This window comes from Nitratireductor sp. GISD-1A_MAKvit, from assembly GCF_040819555.1.
Taxonomy (GTDB): domain Bacteria; phylum Pseudomonadota; class Alphaproteobacteria; order Rhizobiales; family Rhizobiaceae; genus Nitratireductor.
In genome coordinates, this window is the sequence record NZ_CP161920.1 from 1,588,368 (window position 1) to 1,606,130 (window position 17,763).

The 17,763-nt window shown below is 58.3% G+C and carries 19 protein-coding genes and 1 pseudogene; 11 read left to right on the forward strand and 9 right to left on the reverse strand.

Going from position 1 to position 17,763, the window contains the following annotated elements:
• Window positions 1-371 precede the first annotated feature (371 nt).
• Together AB2N04_RS08925 and AB2N04_RS08930 are read right to left on the reverse strand one after the other, a co-directional pair.
• Complete coding sequence (locus AB2N04_RS08925) at window positions 372-1,232, reverse strand: haloacid dehalogenase-like hydrolase (protein WP_367718444.1); 861 nt, start codon at window positions 1,230-1,232, stop codon at window positions 372-374.
• A 159-nt stretch (window positions 1,233-1,391) separates the two neighbouring features.
• Window positions 1,392-1,762: pseudogene (locus AB2N04_RS08930) on the reverse strand (GFA family protein).
• 1,107 nt (window positions 1,763-2,869) lie between these two features.
• On the opposite strand from AB2N04_RS08930, the gene AB2N04_RS08935 reads away from it, so the two are divergent.
• The gene (locus AB2N04_RS08935; protein ID WP_367718445.1) at window positions 2,870-3,325 is read left to right on the forward strand and encodes a hypothetical protein; all 456 of its coding nucleotides are present in this window, start codon (window positions 2,870-2,872) and stop codon (window positions 3,323-3,325) included.
• Between the two features lie 60 nt (window positions 3,326-3,385).
• Here the strand turns inward: AB2N04_RS08935 and AB2N04_RS08940 are convergent, their stop codons facing one another.
• Window positions 3,386-3,619, reverse strand: coding sequence for a hypothetical protein (locus tag AB2N04_RS08940; RefSeq protein ID WP_367718446.1), 234 nt, complete (start codon window positions 3,617-3,619; stop codon window positions 3,386-3,388).
• Between the two features lie 255 nt (window positions 3,620-3,874).
• On the opposite strand from AB2N04_RS08940, the gene AB2N04_RS08945 reads away from it, so the two are divergent.
• The 6 genes from AB2N04_RS08945 to AB2N04_RS08970 all read left to right on the forward strand — a co-directional run bounded on the left by AB2N04_RS08945 (window position 3,875) and on the right by AB2N04_RS08970 (window position 8,366).
• Window positions 3,875-4,195, forward strand: coding sequence for a BA14K family protein (locus tag AB2N04_RS08945; RefSeq protein ID WP_367718447.1), 321 nt, complete (start codon window positions 3,875-3,877; stop codon window positions 4,193-4,195).
• Window positions 4,196-4,537: 342 nt separating this feature from the next.
• Window positions 4,538-4,780, forward strand: coding sequence for a DUF1344 domain-containing protein (locus tag AB2N04_RS08950; protein ID WP_367718448.1), 243 nt, complete (start codon window positions 4,538-4,540; stop codon window positions 4,778-4,780).
• A 169-nt stretch (window positions 4,781-4,949) separates the two neighbouring features.
• Window positions 4,950-6,170 carry an NAD-dependent epimerase/dehydratase family protein gene (locus tag AB2N04_RS08955; RefSeq protein ID WP_367718449.1) on the forward strand — a complete coding sequence of 407 codons (1,221 nt, stop codon included), beginning with the start codon at window positions 4,950-4,952 and terminating at the stop codon, window positions 6,168-6,170.
• 12 nt (window positions 6,171-6,182) lie between these two features.
• Window positions 6,183-6,992 (forward strand): glycosyltransferase, encoded by an 810-nt coding sequence (locus AB2N04_RS08960; protein WP_367718450.1) that lies wholly within the window; start codon window positions 6,183-6,185, stop codon window positions 6,990-6,992.
• Window positions 6,989-7,891, forward strand: a complete 903-nt coding sequence (locus AB2N04_RS08965) for an NAD-dependent epimerase/dehydratase family protein (RefSeq protein WP_367718451.1) — start codon at window positions 6,989-6,991, stop codon at window positions 7,889-7,891. Before AB2N04_RS08960 ends, AB2N04_RS08965 begins: the two co-directional genes overlap by 4 nt.
• A gap of 85 nt (window positions 7,892-7,976) precedes the next feature.
• A complete protein-coding gene (locus AB2N04_RS08970) occupies window positions 7,977-8,366 on the forward strand; it encodes an acyl-CoA thioesterase (protein WP_367718452.1) in 390 nt (129 codons plus the stop codon).
• A gap of 3 nt (window positions 8,367-8,369) precedes the next feature.
• On the opposite strand, the gene AB2N04_RS08975 is transcribed toward AB2N04_RS08970, so the two are convergent.
• The 6 genes from AB2N04_RS08975 to AB2N04_RS09000 form a co-directional block, all read right to left on the reverse strand.
• Complete coding sequence (locus AB2N04_RS08975) at window positions 8,370-9,668, reverse strand: hemolysin family protein (RefSeq protein WP_367718453.1); 1,299 nt, start codon at window positions 9,666-9,668, stop codon at window positions 8,370-8,372.
• A 69-nt stretch (window positions 9,669-9,737) separates the two neighbouring features.
• A complete protein-coding gene (locus AB2N04_RS08980) occupies window positions 9,738-10,607 on the reverse strand; it encodes an extensin family protein (protein ID WP_367718454.1) in 870 nt (289 codons plus the stop codon).
• Between the two features lie 231 nt (window positions 10,608-10,838).
• Complete coding sequence (locus AB2N04_RS08985) at window positions 10,839-11,657, reverse strand: extensin family protein (RefSeq protein WP_367718455.1); 819 nt, start codon at window positions 11,655-11,657, stop codon at window positions 10,839-10,841.
• A 58-nt stretch (window positions 11,658-11,715) separates the two neighbouring features.
• Window positions 11,716-12,144: a DUF3775 domain-containing protein gene (locus AB2N04_RS08990; RefSeq protein ID WP_367718456.1), complete on the reverse strand. Its 429-nt coding sequence runs from the start codon at window positions 12,142-12,144 to the stop codon at window positions 11,716-11,718.
• Between the two features lie 95 nt (window positions 12,145-12,239).
• Window positions 12,240-13,130 carry a DMT family transporter gene (locus AB2N04_RS08995; RefSeq protein WP_367718457.1) on the reverse strand — a complete coding sequence of 297 codons (891 nt, stop codon included), beginning with the start codon at window positions 13,128-13,130 and terminating at the stop codon, window positions 12,240-12,242.
• Window positions 13,131-13,234: 104 nt separating this feature from the next.
• Window positions 13,235-14,368, reverse strand: a complete 1,134-nt coding sequence (locus AB2N04_RS09000) for a PQQ-dependent sugar dehydrogenase (protein ID WP_367718458.1) — start codon at window positions 14,366-14,368, stop codon at window positions 13,235-13,237.
• A 276-nt stretch (window positions 14,369-14,644) separates the two neighbouring features.
• Between AB2N04_RS09000 and greA the strand changes: the two genes are divergently transcribed.
• Genes greA through AB2N04_RS09020 form a run of 4 tightly spaced genes read left to right on the forward strand, consistent with a single transcriptional unit; the run spans window position 14,645 to window position 17,763 of the window.
• On the forward strand, window positions 14,645-15,118 hold the full coding sequence (greA, locus tag AB2N04_RS09005; RefSeq protein ID WP_367718459.1) for a transcription elongation factor GreA: 474 nt from the start codon (window positions 14,645-14,647) through the stop codon (window positions 15,116-15,118).
• A gap of 10 nt (window positions 15,119-15,128) precedes the next feature.
• Window positions 15,129-16,214 (forward strand): glycosyltransferase family 4 protein, encoded by a 1,086-nt coding sequence (locus AB2N04_RS09010; protein WP_367718460.1) that lies wholly within the window; start codon window positions 15,129-15,131, stop codon window positions 16,212-16,214.
• On the forward strand, window positions 16,211-16,972 hold the full coding sequence (locus AB2N04_RS09015; RefSeq protein ID WP_367718461.1) for a glycosyltransferase family 25 protein: 762 nt from the start codon (window positions 16,211-16,213) through the stop codon (window positions 16,970-16,972). The genes AB2N04_RS09010 and AB2N04_RS09015 overlap by 4 nt, the downstream gene beginning before the upstream one ends.
• Window positions 16,969-17,763: a glycosyltransferase family 25 protein gene (locus AB2N04_RS09020; protein ID WP_367718462.1), complete on the forward strand. Its 795-nt coding sequence runs from the start codon at window positions 16,969-16,971 to the stop codon at window positions 17,761-17,763. Before AB2N04_RS09015 ends, AB2N04_RS09020 begins: the two co-directional genes overlap by 4 nt.

The window sequence follows — 17,763 nt, forward strand, 5'->3', positions numbered from 1 at the left end:
TATAAAGGCGTATTAGGTATTGTATCCGTATTGTTTAAGTCGTTCTCGCGCGCGATCGAGTTGTGATGTTGTAAATAGGTGATGCCAACGTTGATTGGAGACGATTAGAGCTTCCACAGTTAAATCTAGTCGACCTCTTTCATACAAGTGTGTGTAGCCCTCTGAAACCGATTGTGTGTCTAAAAGATATTTCGCTGTTCCTAATCCACGCCTTTCATATAGCATGCGAAGGTATATAGTGGCATTATATCTGACCGCCGATTTTGCACGTAAGTAAATTTCGTACATTGCGCGTTCAAAGTCAGCTGGACCCTCGGTCATTGATATGTTCTCGTATATAATAAAATTACCAAATATAAATACTTGTAATATTATAGGTGTTGCTTTTCATTAGGCCGATATCCGCACGATCGGGCAATTCGTCCAAGTATACCTCTTGTAATGATGTCTAGTTGAGAGTTTTCACTGTAGTCCGCTGGTGCTACGAATTCAACGCGGCCGTCCGATATCAGGCGATGTATTTTCGAAAGGTCATTGTCGCCGCGCGATGGATCATAAACGGCTATAGAATTCCCTCCTTTGTAAGTAAGCATTTTCATGGTTGGGATATCAGTGTCGCCATCCCCAAAGAAAATCATACGATCAAAAGGTATGGGGCGCTCGTTTTCGGGTTTGAAGCTGTTAATTGAAATGTTATCCCAATTGTTTTCTATTCCTTTGTTGATTCGGAATAAATATTGAGTTTTTGTTGTGTAGTTTATTCCGACGCCGGGCCATGAAGCCTCTTCGTTTATATATATAAACTTTGATGCATATATTTTTTTGAATTTTTCTCTAATCTTACAGCCGTCGATCATTTCACTAATGCCAGAGGATACGATGTAATGCTCTATGCACAGGTTCCTCTCTTGACCAAAGGTGTTAATCCGATCAAACCAGCTTCCATCTGCTAGGCCGGGGAACAAAGGAGCATCTTCTCCATGTTTGCGTAGTGCCTCTTTTGTAATGGGTTTTTTGAGTGATGCTGCCTTCCTCAGCATCATGTGCATATAAACCAACACCTCATCGGCATCATGCTCGCGCGTCTGTTGTTTCACCTCGTCCCAGAATTCTGTTCTTTCCATACCAATGTCAGGAATGAAGCTTCGCTCTTGAAGATTTCCGTGAGCGAGTGTTCCATCGAAGTCATAGATGAGCGCGGTACGTTGTGGACTTGGTGAATCAATATCCATCGAAACGCAATCCTCATAGGTTGAATATCTTTTGTTATGAAATTTGAAGTTGTTTTATGTGTCAAGTTTTTTTTAATACTTAGAAAAAGTTAGGGGCCTTCTGCAGTTTAGAAATAACAATCCCTGAGCAATTTTGTTGAGGCCTTTTCGATTGTCACCTCACTCCCGATCCCGCTCGAACCGCGCTTTCACAGGAAATGACGGTAGCCACTTTTCACGCCGCGAAACCCACAGCTCATAACCCGGCACAAGCTGGTCCGGCGCGTCCAGCCTCCGAGATGCACTTCGATCTCGTCGCCGGTGCGGTCAAAGACCGATGAACCGCAGCGTGGGCAAAAATGGCGACCCTGATAGGCGCGTGTCTCACCGGTGACGCGCACCGCCTCAGACGCGAAAACCGCCGCCGCATAGAACAGCGCGCCATGGTGCTTGCGGCAATCGAGACAATGGCAAATGCCCACGCGGTCAGGGCTTCCCTCAGCTTGGATCCGCACCGCGCCGCACAGGCATCCTCCCGCAAACCGCGCCATTGCCGGTTTCCTTTCCTCTCGTTGGTCACGCGCACTCTGCCGCCAGAGAGGCACGGCAGCAAGGTGCAGGTGCTGCGGGGATAAACCGCCGCCCTTCAAGGCGAAACGCAATTTTTCTCACCCGCGCCCGTCACCCCCGCAACGGCATGGATCCTATGGTCAAGCCATAGGATGACGAGAGCGTTGAAGTGCTCATCCCATTCACTATTCACCATTTACCATTCACTCCTTTTCCCCCACCCCCAAAACCTCCACTACACTTCCAGCCATCGCCCCTGTCGGGAACCGGGTCCGGAGCCGGGGATCAGGAGGGGCGACGGCAGCCTCCCCCTCGGGTTCGGTGACCCGGGGCCTGTGAGGGCCCGCGAAAGGCCGGCGGCCGGCATCATGTCGGTTGCGGAAAAGCCGCTAGGGCGACGTTTGCCCGAGTGACCGGTCGGCAGTCGGGACAGCGGCCGGCGGGGCGCGCTTTTCGCGCCACTTCAATCCCAACAGAGAGGCACGAAAAACGCGCCCCGTTTCCCGAATGATCCAGACCCCGGCGGCACCCCCGCGCGGCAACGATGGAGCCTGCCCAAAATGCCCGCACGCCCCGCCCTCTGCAGAATGCGCACCAGCGCCAAACGTCCCCTTCTCCCCGCGAGCGGGGAGAAGGTGAGGATGAGGGGCGAGCGCCATCAATGGCAAGGGAACCCGCACATGTGGAGAAGTTCGCCAGTCGTCGCCAGCCCCTCATCCCCCTGCCGGGACCTTCTCCCCGCAGGCGGGGAGAAGGAGGCCGTCATCCCGGGCCTCGCTCATGTTCCGTCTGCAGAATGCGCACCAGCATCAAACGCCCCCTTCTCCCCGCGAGCGGGGAGAAGGTGAGGATGAGGGGCGGGCGCCATCAATGGCAAGGGAACCCGCACATGCGGAGAAGTTCGCCAGTCGCCGCCAGCCCCTCATCCCCCCAACCGGGACCTTCTCCCGGCTCGCGGGGAGAAGGAGGCTGTCGGAAGCCGGAGGCTATCCGGGACCCATTGGCACAGCGCGAGCGTACGGCAGGACAACAGAAATCCGCACTGCCCTTTTCTCAAGCCGTCAACGCAAAAATCACGGAGACCCTACATGTCACGCAAAACCGGAAAACCGCAGGCGCAGACCGAGGCCAATGCGAAACTTTTCGAGATCGTCCGCGACCTTGCGAAGATCCGCGATACGCAGCTCGATGAGAAGGGCATCAAGCCACCTTTTCCCTTTTGCCCGCCCGAATGGCCCTGTGAGGAAATGCAGGTGGCGTTTCGATATCTCGCGGGACAGGCCGAGAGACCGCAGCACTGTTCAAACCGGCGGTGTCGGCGCACAGGCGTGTGTCAGGCAGGGGTGGATGCGCCGCTCGAGGCAGACTGTTTTGCGCACTGGAGCGATGGCGACGTCTCGCGCCTCCATGCTGCCTGGCTGGGTGTCGTTCTGTGCTGGATGTATGATGCGGAGCGGTATGAGCATTTCATGGCGATGGCGCTGTGTGAGCCGACGCAAGGCTTTCAGGAGACCAGGAAAAAACCTGCACGAACAGGTGTCTGACAGCGATGTGCCAGCAGGTCATTCGCCATCGCAGGCTCTCGGATCCGGACGAAGGTGCCTCTAGGCTTCGAGCCGTGTGGCACTGTCCAGCCCTGCCTGAACCAGGTTCAGCGGCAGGCGTCGTCCGCTTGTCCAGGAGCGCATCACATGCCCGGCAACCCGTTCGCGCGATGTGCTGTCGCTTCGCTTTATTCCAAGTTCGCTGCAGACAGCTTCAATGGCGTTTTCCATCGCCGTCATTTCATCTGCGTCGAAAATGCCGGCGCTACTGTGCGGTACTCGTGACTTGGCCATGGTCCGGCCCTCCTATGCCCTGCGCTCTCGCAGTCGGCGTGTGCTTACTCCCGTTCCCCGGTCCACCCGCGATACTCCACCCTATACGGTAACAGGTTTATTTCCCGTGTCCATTATGGCGAATCTATGTTGCATGCATGCGACGGGGTCGAAGAAAACATACGAGGGACGCGTGAACCTTTCCTTTCCTTCCTGCGACAGACCTGTATCGGGCGGCAGCACAGCCGGCCAATATCTGCAAAGGAGGATGATGAAATGTCCCTGAAACGCACCATCGCCACCGGCCTTGTGGCCGTCACTCTCGCAGCAACGGCGTTTTCTTCCCTTACCCTGGAAAGCCGCGCAGGCAGCCTGTCTCCGGGGGAGGCGGCGGCGATCGCGGGGATCGGCGGCCTGATCGTTGGGGGGCTCATCGCGGATTCCCGCGCCCGGTATTATGGGCCCGCACCGGTTTACGGTCGCGCGTCGGCCTGGGATCGCCATGTGGCCCGCTGCTATGCGCGCTATCGTTCCTATGACGAATACAGCGACACCTATCTCGGTTATGATGGCTATCGCCATCGCTGTCGCCTGTGAGCTGTTCACGCCATGGTGGCAGCCGGTTACCGGATTTGACCACATTGTTGTCGCAACAACGGAAAACCGGGCGGGTCGTGATCGTGGCCCGTCCGGATTTTGTCAGGTTTGCAGCAGCAGACGAACAAGCCAGGGCAGGTATTGCGCGGTGCGCGGCATTCAGATGTCGCGGAGCGTGCAAATACGGCAGGGGTTTGATGAGTGGGGTGTTTTCGATGGTCATTCTGTTTGATTTGAGATTGTTCCTGTTTCCAACCACCTTTTCTCCGTCGGCTCGGTTCCCGGCCCCATCTCTGAACACGGGAGCTGAGCAGGCATGAAATCAGCAAAGGAGTATTCTCCATGAAGAAGATTCTCGCAGTCCTCGCCGCCACCGGTTTTCTGACGCTCTCGGCCTATGCAGCCGAGGTTCAGGGAACTGTGGCATCCATCGATGTGGCCACCAGAACCATCGCTCTCGACGACGGTACGGTTTATACGGCCGGCGAGGCGGTCGATCTTGCCAGCGTTGCCGCCGGTGCCTCGGTCACGTTGACAATAGACGACACGACCAATGAGGTGACCTCCGTCGAAGCGCAAATGTAACCCTGCCCGGCGTCCCCCGGACCGGAGGCCGGTCTCCATTGGAGGCCGGCTTCTTCGCGCGATTTGTTCTTTCGGAACAAACTGTCATAAAACAATGCTAAGGGGTTTTCGAGAAGGGAATCGGACCGGTTCCCTTGCCTGATGCATTGATGACCGGAGGCGGAATTTCATGAAGATTGCAGTTCTTGGCGGTGATGGATTCGTCGGCTGGCCGACCTCGCTTCACCTGTCCGCACGCGGACACGAGGTCCACATCGTCGACAACCTGTCCCGGCGGTGGATCGATACAGAGCTCGGTGTTCAGTCGCTGACACCCATGGACTCCATTCAGGAGCGCACCCGCATCTGGCATCAGGAGACGGGCCGGCGCATCCACTTCCACCTTATCGATCTGGCGCGCGATTACGATGTGCTGAAGTCCTGGCTTGCCGAGCACAGGCCCGATGCCATCGTGCATTTTGCCGAGCAGCGTGCGGCGCCCTATTCAATGAAGAGCGACCGCCACAAGAACTACACGGTCAACAACAACGTCAACGCCACGCACAATCTGCTCAATGCGATGACGGAGATCGGCCTTGATGCGCATCTGGTGCATCTGGGCACGATGGGCGTTTACGGATATTCCTCCGTCGGTGCTGCAATCCCGGAAGGCTATCTCCCGGTTGGCATCGAAACATTGTCGGGAGAGACGGCGTCGCAGGAAATCCTCTACCCGACCAATCCGGGCTCCATCTACCACATGACGAAGTCGCTGGATCAGCTCCTGTTCCAGTTTTACGCCAAGAATGACGGCGTGCGTATCACCGACCTGCATCAGGGCATCGTGTGGGGCACGCACACGGAAGAGACGAAGCTGCACGCCCAGCTTATCAACCGCTTCGACTATGATGGTGACTATGGGACGGTGCTCAACCGCTTCCTGATCCAGGCGGCGATCGGTTATCCGCTGACCGTGCACGGCACGGGTGGCCAGACGCGCGCCTTCATCCACATTCAGGATTCCGTGCGCTGCGTGGAGATCGCCTTGAACAATCCGCCGAAGCGGGGTGACCGTGTGGAAATCTTCAACCAGATGACCGAGACGCATCGTGTGCGCGATCTGGCCGAGCTCATCGCCCGCATGACGGGTGCAAAGGTCGCCTATCTGCCGAACCCGCGCAAGGAAGCGGCCGAGAATGATCTGGTGGTCAGAAACGATAAGTTCCTGTCGCTCGGTCTCAATCCCATCACGCTGGAGGAGGGGCTTCTGGCCGAGGTCGTGGATGTGGCGAAAAAGTTCGATTACCGCGTCGATCGTTCCCGCATTCCTGCAGTTTCCGCCTGGACCAAGGATATCGAGCCCACCATCGAGCGCGATCCGGAAGGCAAGCGCCTCAAAAGCGTTGGCTGAGCGACGGCATCGATGTCGAAACATGCCTATGTGACGCTTGTCACCAATGACGACTATGCGATGGGCGCGCTGGCTCTGGTGCGCTCACTGCGGCTGACGGAAACCGATGCCGATATCGTCGTGATGCACACTGGTGGAGCGCCTGAAAAAGCGCTGCAGCCGCTCGCTGCGCTTGGCGCACGGCTTGTGCCGGCAGAGCTGTTGCCCACTTCCAACGCCTTCAACGAGCGGCATCAGCGGGCGCGGCTTCACGCGAATGCACCCTTCACCAAGGGCAACAAGCCGAGCTTTCACACCCCGCTCGACAATTTTGCCAAGCTCAGACTGTGGCAGCTTACCGCATATGAGCGAATCGTGTTCATCGATGCGGATGCCGTGGTGGTGCGCAACATCGACCGATTGTTCGGCTATCCGGAGTTCTCCGCCGCGCCCAATGTCTATGAGAGCCTTGCGGATTTTCATCGGCTGAACTCAGGCGTGTTTGTAGCAAAGCCTTGTGAAGCGACATTTGCCGCCATGCTTGCGCGGCTTGATCAGCCCGAAGCGTTCTGGCGGCGGACCGATCAGACATTCCTCCAGACCTGTTTTCTTGAGTGGCACGGGCTGCCGGTATTCTTCAACATGCTGCAATATGTGTGGTTCAATCTCCCCGAATTGTGGGACTGGAAATCGGTTTCGGTGGTTCACTATCAATATGAAAAACCCTGGGAGCGGGATCACCCGAAAGCCACGGAGCTGCGGCCCCTGATCGATCTTTGGCACGCCTTCCATTCGGGTGAGAATATCCCCGATATCGAAACGCTGGCGAATCCCACGCCATGACCACGCCCCACAGCATTGTGTCTGGCGGGACTGGTCTCGTCGGCCGTTTCATCGTGGAGGCATTGCTCACTGCCGGCCACCGGGTAACAGTGCTTGGGCGCAAGGCGCCGCCGGACGGCTTTTTTTCAGAGCCGGTCGCATTTGCGCCGATGAAGCTGGACCCCATATCGGTTTCAACGGGGCTGTTCGAGGGGGCGGATTTTTTCATACATGCCGCATTTGATCACCTGCCGGGAAAATATCGGGGTGGCGAAGGCGATGACGCGGAAGGCTTCCGAAGGCGCAACCTTGATGGAAGCATTGCCCTGTTCCAGGCCGCGCGGACTGCAGGCGTATCGCGCGTGGTGTTTCTTTCTTCTCGCGCGGTCTATGGTCCGTGCCCGCCGGGAATGATGCTGGATGAAAGCGATGTCTGTCGGCCCGACACGCTCTACGGAGAAGTCAAGCTTGCAGCCGAAGATGCGCTCACCAAGCTCTCAGGCGACGGATTTCACGGGGTGAGCCTTCGCGTTACGGGGGTCTACGGTCCGGCAGGTGAAGGGCGGCTACACAAATGGGCGGGGCTCTTCGAGGACTTCCTTTCGGGCCGGGAGATCGCTCCGCGCGTGGCGACCGAGGTGCACGGTCAAGATGTCGGGACGGCGGTGCGGCTTGTGCTGGAACAGTCGGCGGTACGAGTTTCTGGAAAGGTCTTCAACGTGTCTGATCTTGTTCTCGACCGACGCGATATCCTTGCGCTGGTGGCGCGGTCCACGGGAAGTGGCAATACCCTGCCCGATGCGGGCGATGCATCCATGGTGAATGCGATGAGCACGAAGCGCCTGCATGCACTGGGGTGGTCGCCCGGCGGCATGCCACTGCTTGAAAAGACCGTGCCCGACCTTCTTGCCAGACCCTGATGGTCGCCCGGCGCCAGCGTGTGTTTCTTGACCCCTTACTGACTTCCGGCTACCCCGCGACCACAACAAACCGAGGACCCCTGTCATGAATGCACCGGAAAAACCCACGGGCGACCTGACACTGCGCACACAGGCAATGCCCGGCGATGCCAATGCTGCGGGCGACATTTTCGGTGGTTGGGTCATGGCACAGATGGACCTTGCAAGCGGTATTCGCGCCGCTGAACGCGCGCATGGCCGTGTTGTGACCGCAGGTGTGAAGGAAATGGCTTTCGCCAAACCCATGAAGGTGGGAGATACGCTGTGCATCTACACGCACATCGAAAGTGTGGGCCGCACCTCGATCCGGTTGAAGGTTGAGGCATGGGCGCAGCGCTACCTGTCACCGGTCATGGAAATGGTAACACACGCGGACTTCGTGATGGTTGCACTTGACGCCACCGGCAGGCCGACGCCGGTGCCACCTGAAGATTGAAGATCAGGCTTCGCTTGCCTGCTCAATTTTCGTTGCCAGGACGCGATCGATGCGGCGATTGTCCAGATCCATGATCTCGAAACGCCATCCCATAGCGTCGGTGCTCTCTCCGGTTTTGGGAAGGTGGGAAAACTCGTTGAGAAGAAAACCGGCCAGCGTGGTGTAGCTGCGGTCGGCAGGAAGCTCAAAGCCCAGATGGTCCGCCATCTCGTCAGCCGGCATCGTACCTGGCAGGAGCCACGAACCATCCGCGCGTTCGACTATGTCAAGCTCGCCTTCCTCGGCGTCGGCGCGGAAGAGACCCGCAATTGATTCCAGAATGTCCGAAGGCGTCACGATGCCTTCGAAATGTCCATGCTCGTCATGCACCAGCGCCATGGGCATGTCGGCTTCGCGGAGGATCGACAAAACATCCAGCGCATCCGCCATATCGTGCACGACCGGTGCCGGGTGCACGTGTGAACGGATGTTCAGAGGTTCCCCGACAAGATCGGAGGCAAGGAGATCGCGCAGTTTCACCACGCCCACGATCTCGTCTATCGAGCCTTCGCCGGCCGGGAGAAGGGAGTGCCCTGATTTTCTGATGACCTCGGCAAGCATGGTTTCATCCGAAGTAAGATCGAGCCAGTCAATCTCCCCGCGGGGGGTCATAATGGCGCGTGCCTTGCGATCGGCGAGCCGCATGACGCCGGCGATCATGCGGCGTTCATCGGATTCGATGGTGCCACTGGTTTCGGCCTCCGCAATGAGTGTGCGGATTTCCTCATCGGTGACGCGCTGGCTCGATTCCGCGCTTTGACCAAGCAGCGCCAGCACCAATCGGCCAGACACGTCGAGAAGCCAAACCAGAGGAAGCGTGATGCGCGACAGAAGCCCCATGACGGGCGCCACCTTGATGGCAATGCCTTCTGCATTCTTGAGGGCAATCTGCTTGGGAACAAGCTCGCCGATAATCAGGGACACATAGGTGATGAGCGCCACGACGAGGCCAACGCCAAGTGGATTGGCCAGGCTTTCGGAAAGCCCCTGTGCAATGAGGAAATCTGAAAGGCGGGTGCCAAGGGTCGCTCCCGAAAAAGCACCGGACAGAACGCCAACCAGCGTGATGCCGATCTGAACCGTGGAAAGGAAGCGTCCGGGGTCGGCAGAAAGGGCGAGCGCGCGGGCGGCACCGCGCTGGCCCTTCTCGGCACGCGACTTCAGCCGGGCAGGCCGCGCGGAAACGACAGCGAGCTCGGACATGGCCATGAAGCCATTGAAGACGATAAGAGCGAAGAGAATTGCGATTTCGACGATGAGCATGGCTGCTGTTTAGCATCCCGTGGTGAAGGGGGCGAGCCTATTGTCTGTATAGTCTGGGCAGTTCTGTTTTTATTTGCACGCCCGGTAACCGTTGCGCCGGCCCTTCAGATCGAAATGAAAATGATCGCGGTGATCATAGTTGTAACCCGGGCCCAGAACGGTGGTGAAGTAATCGCACCCTTCGGCACGGACGCTGTTCAGCAAGCCGCGCTCTCGGAAGGCGAAGAACCCCGGTTTGCGAACGTCAATCTCACGGCCGTTTTTCAACTCGATGCTCATGACATCGAGTGCATTGCCCTTGGAATGTTCGGAGGCAACGCTGGTGCCGGCAATGCGACGGCACGAATAGCTGGATCCCTGGCGGATCTTGCCGATGCCGGTGAAATACCGTTTGCGCGCAGCCGGTGCCAATTCCTTCTTTGTCCAGCGGGCAAAGGTTTCGGCCATCTGGCAGTTGAGCGTGGCTGCCGGAGACATGGCTATGTTGCCAGAGAGACCGCTGACCTTGACTGGCCAGTCAATCCGGCAGGCGCCGCCATCATTGATCGGTTCCAGATCCTGGTACTTGACCCCGAGTCTTTTCAGGCGCCGGCGGCAGGCAATTTCTTCCGGTGGCATGGCCCGGGTCGAACTCTCCCTGCGCGGCAGGGTGACACGGGGATAGGACACCATCATGGGGTTGGAAGGAACCAGCGCCTGAAGGCCCTGCGCTTTCACCGGAGCGGGGGGCTGGTTCCGGTCGACTTCGAGAACGGGCGCAGCGGCCAGGGGAATTGCGGATGTGCTCACACCGATATCGACCGAGGGACGCGGTGACATCACATCGCTGACGGAACAGGCGGAAAGGGCAAGGAGCGACGCAGCAGCCAATGCAAACCGCGAACATCCGGGCGCGCGAAGCGCTGTTGCAACAGATTTGCGAACGCGGATATCCGCCATGTAAACGCCCCCCATCGATACTGCGGAACGGCGCATCTTTTCATGGAAACGATGTACCGCTCTTTCGTCCGGTGCCTGCCGGCTGCACGACCGTCAGGTGGTTTCACCCGAACTGCACCAAGTCCCACCCTTTCGGGCAGGATCAATCGTAACGCGACGAGGTAAAGGAAAGGTCAGCGATGGCATTCAGACCTGTGGCAGCTTTGTGGCGAGCCAGATTCCAGGGGCGTATCATCTGCAATAGGTGTAGTCGTTTCGACGTTTTCTGAGATCGAGATGGAAGTGATCTGCATGATCCTCGTCGGAGCCCGGCCCCAATACGGTCTTGAAGGGACCGCAGGCCGCGGCACGGAAGGCGTCGAGGAATTTTGCGCTGTTGCTTTTGGGGTCGCTTTTTTCGGTCACGGTGAGCTTCGTGCCGTCTGCAAGAATAAAGGCGCCGATATCCAATGCGTTGCCAAAAGCGTGCTCAGAGAGTTTTCCGCTCGAATGACGGGTGCGACAAACATAGGCGGACGCGTGTTCCACGGCGCGAATTGGCTGACCAAGGTGCTTTTGCGCGAGCTCTGGTACCTGCTCGGTGAAAAATCGGGCAAGCGTGAGCGCTGTGGGACAGTTGAGTTTCGCTTCACGTGTCAGGGGAATCTCGCTGGCCATGTGGTCGACTACCACTGGATACGGTAGATGGCAGCCTATCGAGTCCGTGGCAGGTGGACCTTCCTCGTGAAAAACACCCAGGTCGGCAAGTTTTTTCCGACAGGCGACCTCGTCTTCAGGAAGGTCGTCGGGCCTGGTCGCCTCCGGGGGCTGCGTCTGGTCCGTTTCCCCCTCGATGTCCGGCCGGGACGCGGGGATCGGTACGACAACTGAGAGTTCCCGTCTCTGCGGCGTTCCGCGCGCGGCAGGAACCGGGCCGGTTCGGGGCAGAGATATGTCCGGCCGGGAGCTGCCTTCGGCTGCACTGCTGTCGCTTATCGACAACGGAAAACACACAATCAGCGCAGCAATGGCGCTGGTGACCGGGGAGACTGGGATTGAAACATGAATCATGTCGCAATCCTTGTCTCATGGCTTGTTGATCCTGAAATAAGCCGGGTCTTCCCACGTCTCAAGACGTTCCCAGGGCATCCAGGCCTTCGTCGAGCCAGTCCCCCAGCATAGGCATTCCGAGCAGATAGGTCGCGATGCGGTTTGCCCCGAACTCCCTCGCGTCTTCCACGGCAACAGTCCACTCTTTCAGCTCGAAATCTCCCCGCCCGACCCAGGCGAGGGCTATCAATTCTGCCTTTTCGTCCACATTGAGATCGCTGATCAGCTCGCGAAATTCCTCCTCCGTGAGATCTTCTTCTTCCTCTTCCACAAGTCCGTCATGTTGATGCCGGTCACCTGCCTCGCCGTCGATCTCGACCTCGTGTTCGTGCCCGCCATCATAATCGGATTTCATCGCCGCGCTGATTGCACGCGCTTTCAGTGCCAGAAGACGCACGGTCTCTGGGTCGATCGAAAGATCCCATTCTCGGTCGGCAGGCTTCTGCATGAGAACATCCTCCGGAAACTCTGGACATGATAGCCTAAAGGCGCGGGAACGCACGTTCTACCTTGCCGCTCTCCCGCCAAAGCGTGCAAACGGGATCAGGCCGTTCTGTCTGATCGAGTTCGCATTGCCGGGATTATTTCAACAGCGAGAATTGCGGTAAAGATCAATCCGCACCCGGCCAGCCCCAGAGGCGGCAGGCGTTCACCCAGAAAGATTGCACCGAACGCGGCTGCGAAAACGGCTTCCGTTGAGAGGAAAATCGCCGCCTGGGGCGCTGTTGTGTAACGCTGACCGATAACCTGAAGCGTGAATGCGATGCCGCCGGAAAAGATACCGGCATAGAGAATCTCGGGCAGCGCTTTGCCTATCGCCGCTGGTGTTATGGGTTCGATCATCGCGGCAATCGCAAGCGCCACGATTGCCGTCACTCCAAATTGTGTGACCGAAAGGGTGACCGGCCGCCCCGTATGGCTGGCGCTGCGACCGATCATGATCACCTGCAGTGCCCAGAACAAGGCGCACAGTATCGTCAGCCAGTCACCCGGCCTGAGTGCGACGCTGCCTGCGCCGGATAGAAGCCATATGCCTGTCAGCGCGCAAAGGGCGGCGGGCCACACCACACCATGGGGCCATTGCCGGAAAAGAAGCACGGCGAGAAACGGCACGATGACCACGTAGAGACCGGTCAGAAAACCGGAATTCGTGACGGTGGTGGTCAGGAGCCCTACCTGTTGCGAGGCCATCCCCGCAAAGAGTAGAAGGCCGATGATGACGAAGTTTCGCCTGTCGCGTTGTGGCAGCGCTGCAGTGCTGCGCCGTGTTTCCCAGATCGCGAAGGGCAACATCGAAAGACAGGCGATGCCGAAACGAAGACCTATGAACAGAAACGGTCCGATGGCGTCCATTGCGGTAGACTGGGCGACGAAACCCATGCCCCACATTGCGCCAGCAAGAAGCAAAAGCAGATTGGCCTGAAACCGTGTCATCCGTGCATCCGAAGCGAAGAGGAAGCGCACCTCTTAAGGATGACGAACCTGCCGCACAAGGGCCGCACCGCATCACTCAATGGGCCAGGCGGCTTCGTTTGCGGTCAATCAGCACGGTGAATGCGGATGAGTTCACCCCTTCGCTTGTCCGTCAGCAGCCAGAGCGCTCCGTCCGGTGCAACACTGACATCCCGAATACGCCCGAAAGCGCCGCGAAACAGGCGCTCTTCTCCCGTAATGGTGCCGTTTTCGTCACGCTTGAGCCTCGAAACGAGATGATATTTTAACGCGGCAACCAGCAGATCTCCATCCCATTCCGGAAACATTGCACCCTGGTAGACGGCAGCGCCGGACGGCGCAATGGAGGGATCCCAGTAGAATTCCGGTTGCTCATAACCTGGTGCCTCGGTTCCCAGACCGATCTTGGTGCCACTGTAGTTGACGCCATAGGAGATGACGGGCCAACCATAATTCTTGCCGGCCTCTGGCCGATTCACCTCGTCGCCACCGCGCGCACCGTGTTCCACGGTCCAGATCGACTGAGTGACCGGGTCATAGAGGGCCCCCTGAGGGTTTCGATGGCCGATGGACCAGATCTCTGGGGCAGCCTTTGTGTCATCAGCGAACGGGTTGTCCTGCGGCACGCTCCCGTCCGGATTTATCCTGAGAACCGAGCCGGCGTGATCCGCCCGATCCTGCGCGCGTTCACTCTGCCCGCGGTCGCCGATTGTGAAAAACAGCGTTCCATCCGGATGAAACACGAGGCGTGAGCCAAAATGCTGACCGGCGCCGGATTTCCCGTTCATGGAGAAAATGGTGGATACGCCATCGAGCCGCGGCTTTTTGCCATCCCGGATCAGTCTGGCTCTCGCAATTGCCGTTCCCGCTCCATCCGGTCCCGGTTGCGAATAGGAGAAGAACACCGCTCCGGTTTCTTCGAAATCCGGTGCCACGGCAACGTCCAGAAGCCCGCCCTGTCCGAAAACCGCTATATCTGGCAATCCGGAAATGGGGTCGGAAAGCGTGTCTTCGCTGAACAGACGCAATTGTCCGGATCGCTCTGTAATCAGGGCACTGCCGTCGGGCAGGAAATCCAGTCCCCAGGGGTTTTCGAGGCCGCGGGCCAGCGTTTCAGCCCGAACAGTGACAAGCTCGGTGGTGAAGGTTTTGGCACCGGCCATCACGGGCCCGGCGAGCAGTCCCGCTGCAAGAACGGTGAGAAAAACTGGGCGTTTCATGATGGTCTCTCCCTGTGTGCCGACCTTTCAGGAGATAGGCGGCGAGCCACAAACAACAATAATGTTCATGCGCTTGCGGTAGCAACAACTTCCGCCAGGGCAAAAATTTGCGTGAAAATCGCCATGAGCTTGCTATATTGGGGCAGGTCATACGAAACGGTTCCGTTGGCATGCAGCTTTCGGACCGTTTCTTTTTATGTCTGCACCGGTGGCAGGGTGGCACTTCGCGCGAAGGGCGGAGGGCTTTCCTGCTTTTATGTCTGGAAGGTGAATGAAATGAACAAGGTCCCGATGACACCGGCCGGAGCCGCCGCGTTGAAGAAAGAGCTTGGCTGGCGCCAGCAGGAAGAGCGGCCACGCATCATTGAGGCGATCGCCGAGGCGCGAGCCCATGGCGACCTTTCGGAAAACGCCGAGTATCACGCCGCCAAGGAAGCACAGAGCCTCAATGAGGGGCGCATAGGCGAGCTGGAGGATCTGATCGCCCGCGCCGAGGTGATTGATGTCTCGAAACTTTCCGGCGACACCGTCAAGTTCGGAGCGACGGTGGTGCTGGTAGACGAAGACACCGAGGAAGAGAAAACCTATCAGATCGTCGGGGACCAGGAAGCCGATGTTAAGGCAGGGCGCATTTCCATCTCCTCGCCGATCGCGCGTGCGCTTATCGGAAAGGCCGTGGGTGATTCGATCGAGGTGAACGCTCCGGGCGGTGCGCGGGGCTATGAAGTGGTCGAAGTCCGCTACGGCTGAGCTGTCACCCATGATGCCCGAACGCGCAGGTGGTCACCGGCTCTCCGTCCGAGAGGTGGAGGTGGTGGCCCCGAACTTCAAGAAGCGGCTTTCGGGGGTGACGAGCACGATCGTTCAGCTGGTGCCGAGGCAGGCAGGCAGCCTGCGGATTGCAACGCTGGGGCCCGGTTTGCCCCGCGAGCTTCCCGCACTGCGCTGGTGGCAGGTGCCGGGGCTTCTCCTGAAGCCTAAGAGCCGCCCCTTTCGCATCTGGCATGCCAGGCGCAATCCAGAGATGCTGGCCGGCCTCGTGTTGCGAAGCGTGTTTCGGGCGCCGTTGCGGATTGTGTTCACTTCGGCATCACAACGCGAGCATACGCCGTGGACCCGCTTTCTCATTCGCAGGATGGACCGCGTCATAGCGACCAGCCGGAAGACAGCGCGCTATCTGCGCGTTCCAAACAGGGTGGTGATGCACGGGATTGATACCGTGCGTTTTTCACCGCCTGAGAGTTCGGCAGCCGGTGCGTCGGCGGTGGGCTTTCCTCCAGAGCAGCACTATGTGGGTTGTTTCGGACGGATCAGGCATCAGAAGGGAACGGATCTGTTTGTCGATGCGATGATCAGGCTGCTTCCCGACAGACCAAACTGGTCGGCGATCATCGCCGGTCAGGCCACCCAGCCGCACGCGGCATTTGAGGCAGAGCTCAAGGAAAAACTGCGCGCTGCCGGTCTTGCGGAGCGGGTTCATTTCGTGGGGACGAGGCAGGACATACCGAAATGGTACCGGGCCCTTTCACTCTTCATCGCGCCACAGCGGTGGGAGGGGTTCGGACTCACACCTCTTGAGGCAATGGCGACGGCAGTCCCCGTTGTTGCGACGAATGTGGGAGCTTTCGGGGAAATTCTGGATGGCAGCAAAGCTGGCGCGCTCGTTCCGGTCGATGACATCGAGGCCCTCATATCGGCGGCTGCACGCTACATGGATGATGATATCCTGCGCCAAGCGGCAGCCAGTGCGGCACTTGCCCACGCGCGGTCGCATTTTCCCCTCGAAGGTGAGGCAAGAGCGCTGAACGCGATTTACGAGGAACTTTGGCAAGAGGCCGCCCGGTGAAAATTGAAGGGTTTATCGTTCATCTGCAGCGGGCAAAGGCACGCCGGGTGCAGGTTGAACATCTCCTTGCGGCCACGCCGGTCAAGACCCGCGTTCTGGATGCTGTGGACGGGCAGGCTATCGCCAATGAAGAGCTTGCCAGATACGCGGGCAAGGCGTTGCATGAGCCCGCTTATCCCTTTGTGTTGCGCAAGTCCGAGATCGCCTGTTTTCTTTCGCATCGGAAGGCATGGCGCATGATCGTGGAGGAGGGGCTCGATGCGGGACTGATCATCGAAGACGATGTGGCGCTCGATGCGGCGCTTTTTCCACGCTGCCTGGAAATGGCGGAACGAGCCTGCAAGGGAAAAGCATATGTGCAGTTCCGCATAAGCCGGATTCGTGGCAACTTTCGCGATGTGCTACGTGACGATGAAATCAGACTTGTTGCCCCCGATGTGACGCAGCTTGGCACTGTGGCGCAGCTTGTAACACGCGAAGCGGCCGCGCACCTGCTTGACCTGACCGAACGTTTTGACAGGCCGGTGGACACATTTTTGCAAATGCGGTGGGTGACGGGCATCGTGCCACAATGTGTTGTACCGTCGGGCGTTAGCGACCAGTCGTCGGAAATCGGAGGGAGTACGATCAGTGCTTCCGGCAAAACCGAGAGTTCCGCGGGTGAGCGCCTGAAGCGCGAATGGAACCGTTTCGTATACAGACGCCAGGTGCGAAAAAGATCGCGCGACCACCTCCAGGCGGGAATGGAGCGCTTTTGAGAACGCTTGTCATCAACCTCGAAAGGGAGACCGACCGGCTTGCGCATATGCGCAGGGTGTTTGGTGAACAGGGGCTTGATTTCGAGGTCGTGAAGGCCGTGGACGCGACACAGCTTTCCCAGCGGGAGCTTGAGGCCGGGCGTTCGGGAGAGCCCCGGTTTTACGAACTTGGCGCTGGAGAGATTGCCTGCTTCCTGTCTCACCGGAAATGCTGGGAGATCGCCGCCAAACACAGGGATGCTTATACGATTATCTGCGAAGACGATATTTTCCTTGGGGAGAATGCATCTGCGGTGTTTGGAAATGCGGACTGGGTCCCGACAGGCACCGCACTGGTTCGCATCGAGGCCTGTCGCCCCAAAAGCCTGATCGGAAACCGGCCGGTGGCCCAGGTTGGAGGCCGGCAATTGTTTCCTTTGTTCAAGGCTTTTGCGGGGGCAGGGGCGTATGTCATCAGTCGTGAAATCGCGACTGAATTCCTGGAGGATACGAAGGTCTTTGGTGACCCGGTTGATCAGTTTCTCTTCAATCCCGAACGTATCGAAGGCCGAGGACTGAAGTTTCTACAACTAAACCCCGCAGTGGCAATTCAGGAGTATTTTTTGAAACCGGAAGAACACCGTGAGCTTGGAAGTGCTCTGCGCTCAGAGCGGCGAGGCAAGCGGCGGTCGGGCGTTGCAAAGCTGACACGGGAAGCGCTTCGCCCATTCCAGCAGTTTTCTTCGTTTGTGTCTGGCGTTTACAATCTCCATTTTTCAGATCGTCACTGGGTGCGCGTTCCTTTTCTTTGA

What these genes read in the sequence shown, in the direction of transcription:
- AB2N04_RS08925 (WP_367718444.1), bottom strand. Translation starts at nt 1,232, where the DNA reads ATGGATATTGATTCACCAAGTCCACAACGTACCGCGCTCATCTATGAC.
- AB2N04_RS08935 (WP_367718445.1), top strand. Translation starts at nt 2,870, where the DNA reads ATGTCACGCAAAACCGGAAAACCGCAGGCGCAGACCGAGGCCAATGCG.
- AB2N04_RS08940 (WP_367718446.1), bottom strand. Translation starts at nt 3,619, where the DNA reads ATGGCCAAGTCACGAGTACCGCACAGTAGCGCCGGCATTTTCGACGCA.
- AB2N04_RS08945 (WP_367718447.1), top strand. Translation starts at nt 3,875, where the DNA reads ATGTCCCTGAAACGCACCATCGCCACCGGCCTTGTGGCCGTCACTCTC.
- AB2N04_RS08950 (WP_367718448.1), top strand. Translation starts at nt 4,538, where the DNA reads ATGAAGAAGATTCTCGCAGTCCTCGCCGCCACCGGTTTTCTGACGCTC.
- AB2N04_RS08955 (WP_367718449.1), top strand. Translation starts at nt 4,950, where the DNA reads ATGAAGATTGCAGTTCTTGGCGGTGATGGATTCGTCGGCTGGCCGACC.
- AB2N04_RS08960 (WP_367718450.1), top strand. Translation starts at nt 6,183, where the DNA reads ATGTCGAAACATGCCTATGTGACGCTTGTCACCAATGACGACTATGCG.
- AB2N04_RS08965 (WP_367718451.1), top strand. Translation starts at nt 6,989, where the DNA reads ATGACCACGCCCCACAGCATTGTGTCTGGCGGGACTGGTCTCGTCGGC.
- AB2N04_RS08970 (WP_367718452.1), top strand. Translation starts at nt 7,977, where the DNA reads ATGAATGCACCGGAAAAACCCACGGGCGACCTGACACTGCGCACACAG.
- AB2N04_RS08975 (WP_367718453.1), bottom strand. Translation starts at nt 9,668, where the DNA reads ATGCTCATCGTCGAAATCGCAATTCTCTTCGCTCTTATCGTCTTCAAT.
- AB2N04_RS08980 (WP_367718454.1), bottom strand. Translation starts at nt 10,607, where the DNA reads ATGGCGGATATCCGCGTTCGCAAATCTGTTGCAACAGCGCTTCGCGCG.
- AB2N04_RS08985 (WP_367718455.1), bottom strand. Translation starts at nt 11,657, where the DNA reads ATGATTCATGTTTCAATCCCAGTCTCCCCGGTCACCAGCGCCATTGCT.
- AB2N04_RS08990 (WP_367718456.1), bottom strand. Translation starts at nt 12,144, where the DNA reads ATGCAGAAGCCTGCCGACCGAGAATGGGATCTTTCGATCGACCCAGAG.
- AB2N04_RS08995 (WP_367718457.1), bottom strand. Translation starts at nt 13,130, where the DNA reads ATGACACGGTTTCAGGCCAATCTGCTTTTGCTTCTTGCTGGCGCAATG.
- AB2N04_RS09000 (WP_367718458.1), bottom strand. Translation starts at nt 14,368, where the DNA reads ATGAAACGCCCAGTTTTTCTCACCGTTCTTGCAGCGGGACTGCTCGCC.
- greA (WP_367718459.1), top strand. Translation starts at nt 14,645, where the DNA reads ATGAACAAGGTCCCGATGACACCGGCCGGAGCCGCCGCGTTGAAGAAA.
- AB2N04_RS09010 (WP_367718460.1), top strand. Translation starts at nt 15,129, where the DNA reads ATGATGCCCGAACGCGCAGGTGGTCACCGGCTCTCCGTCCGAGAGGTG.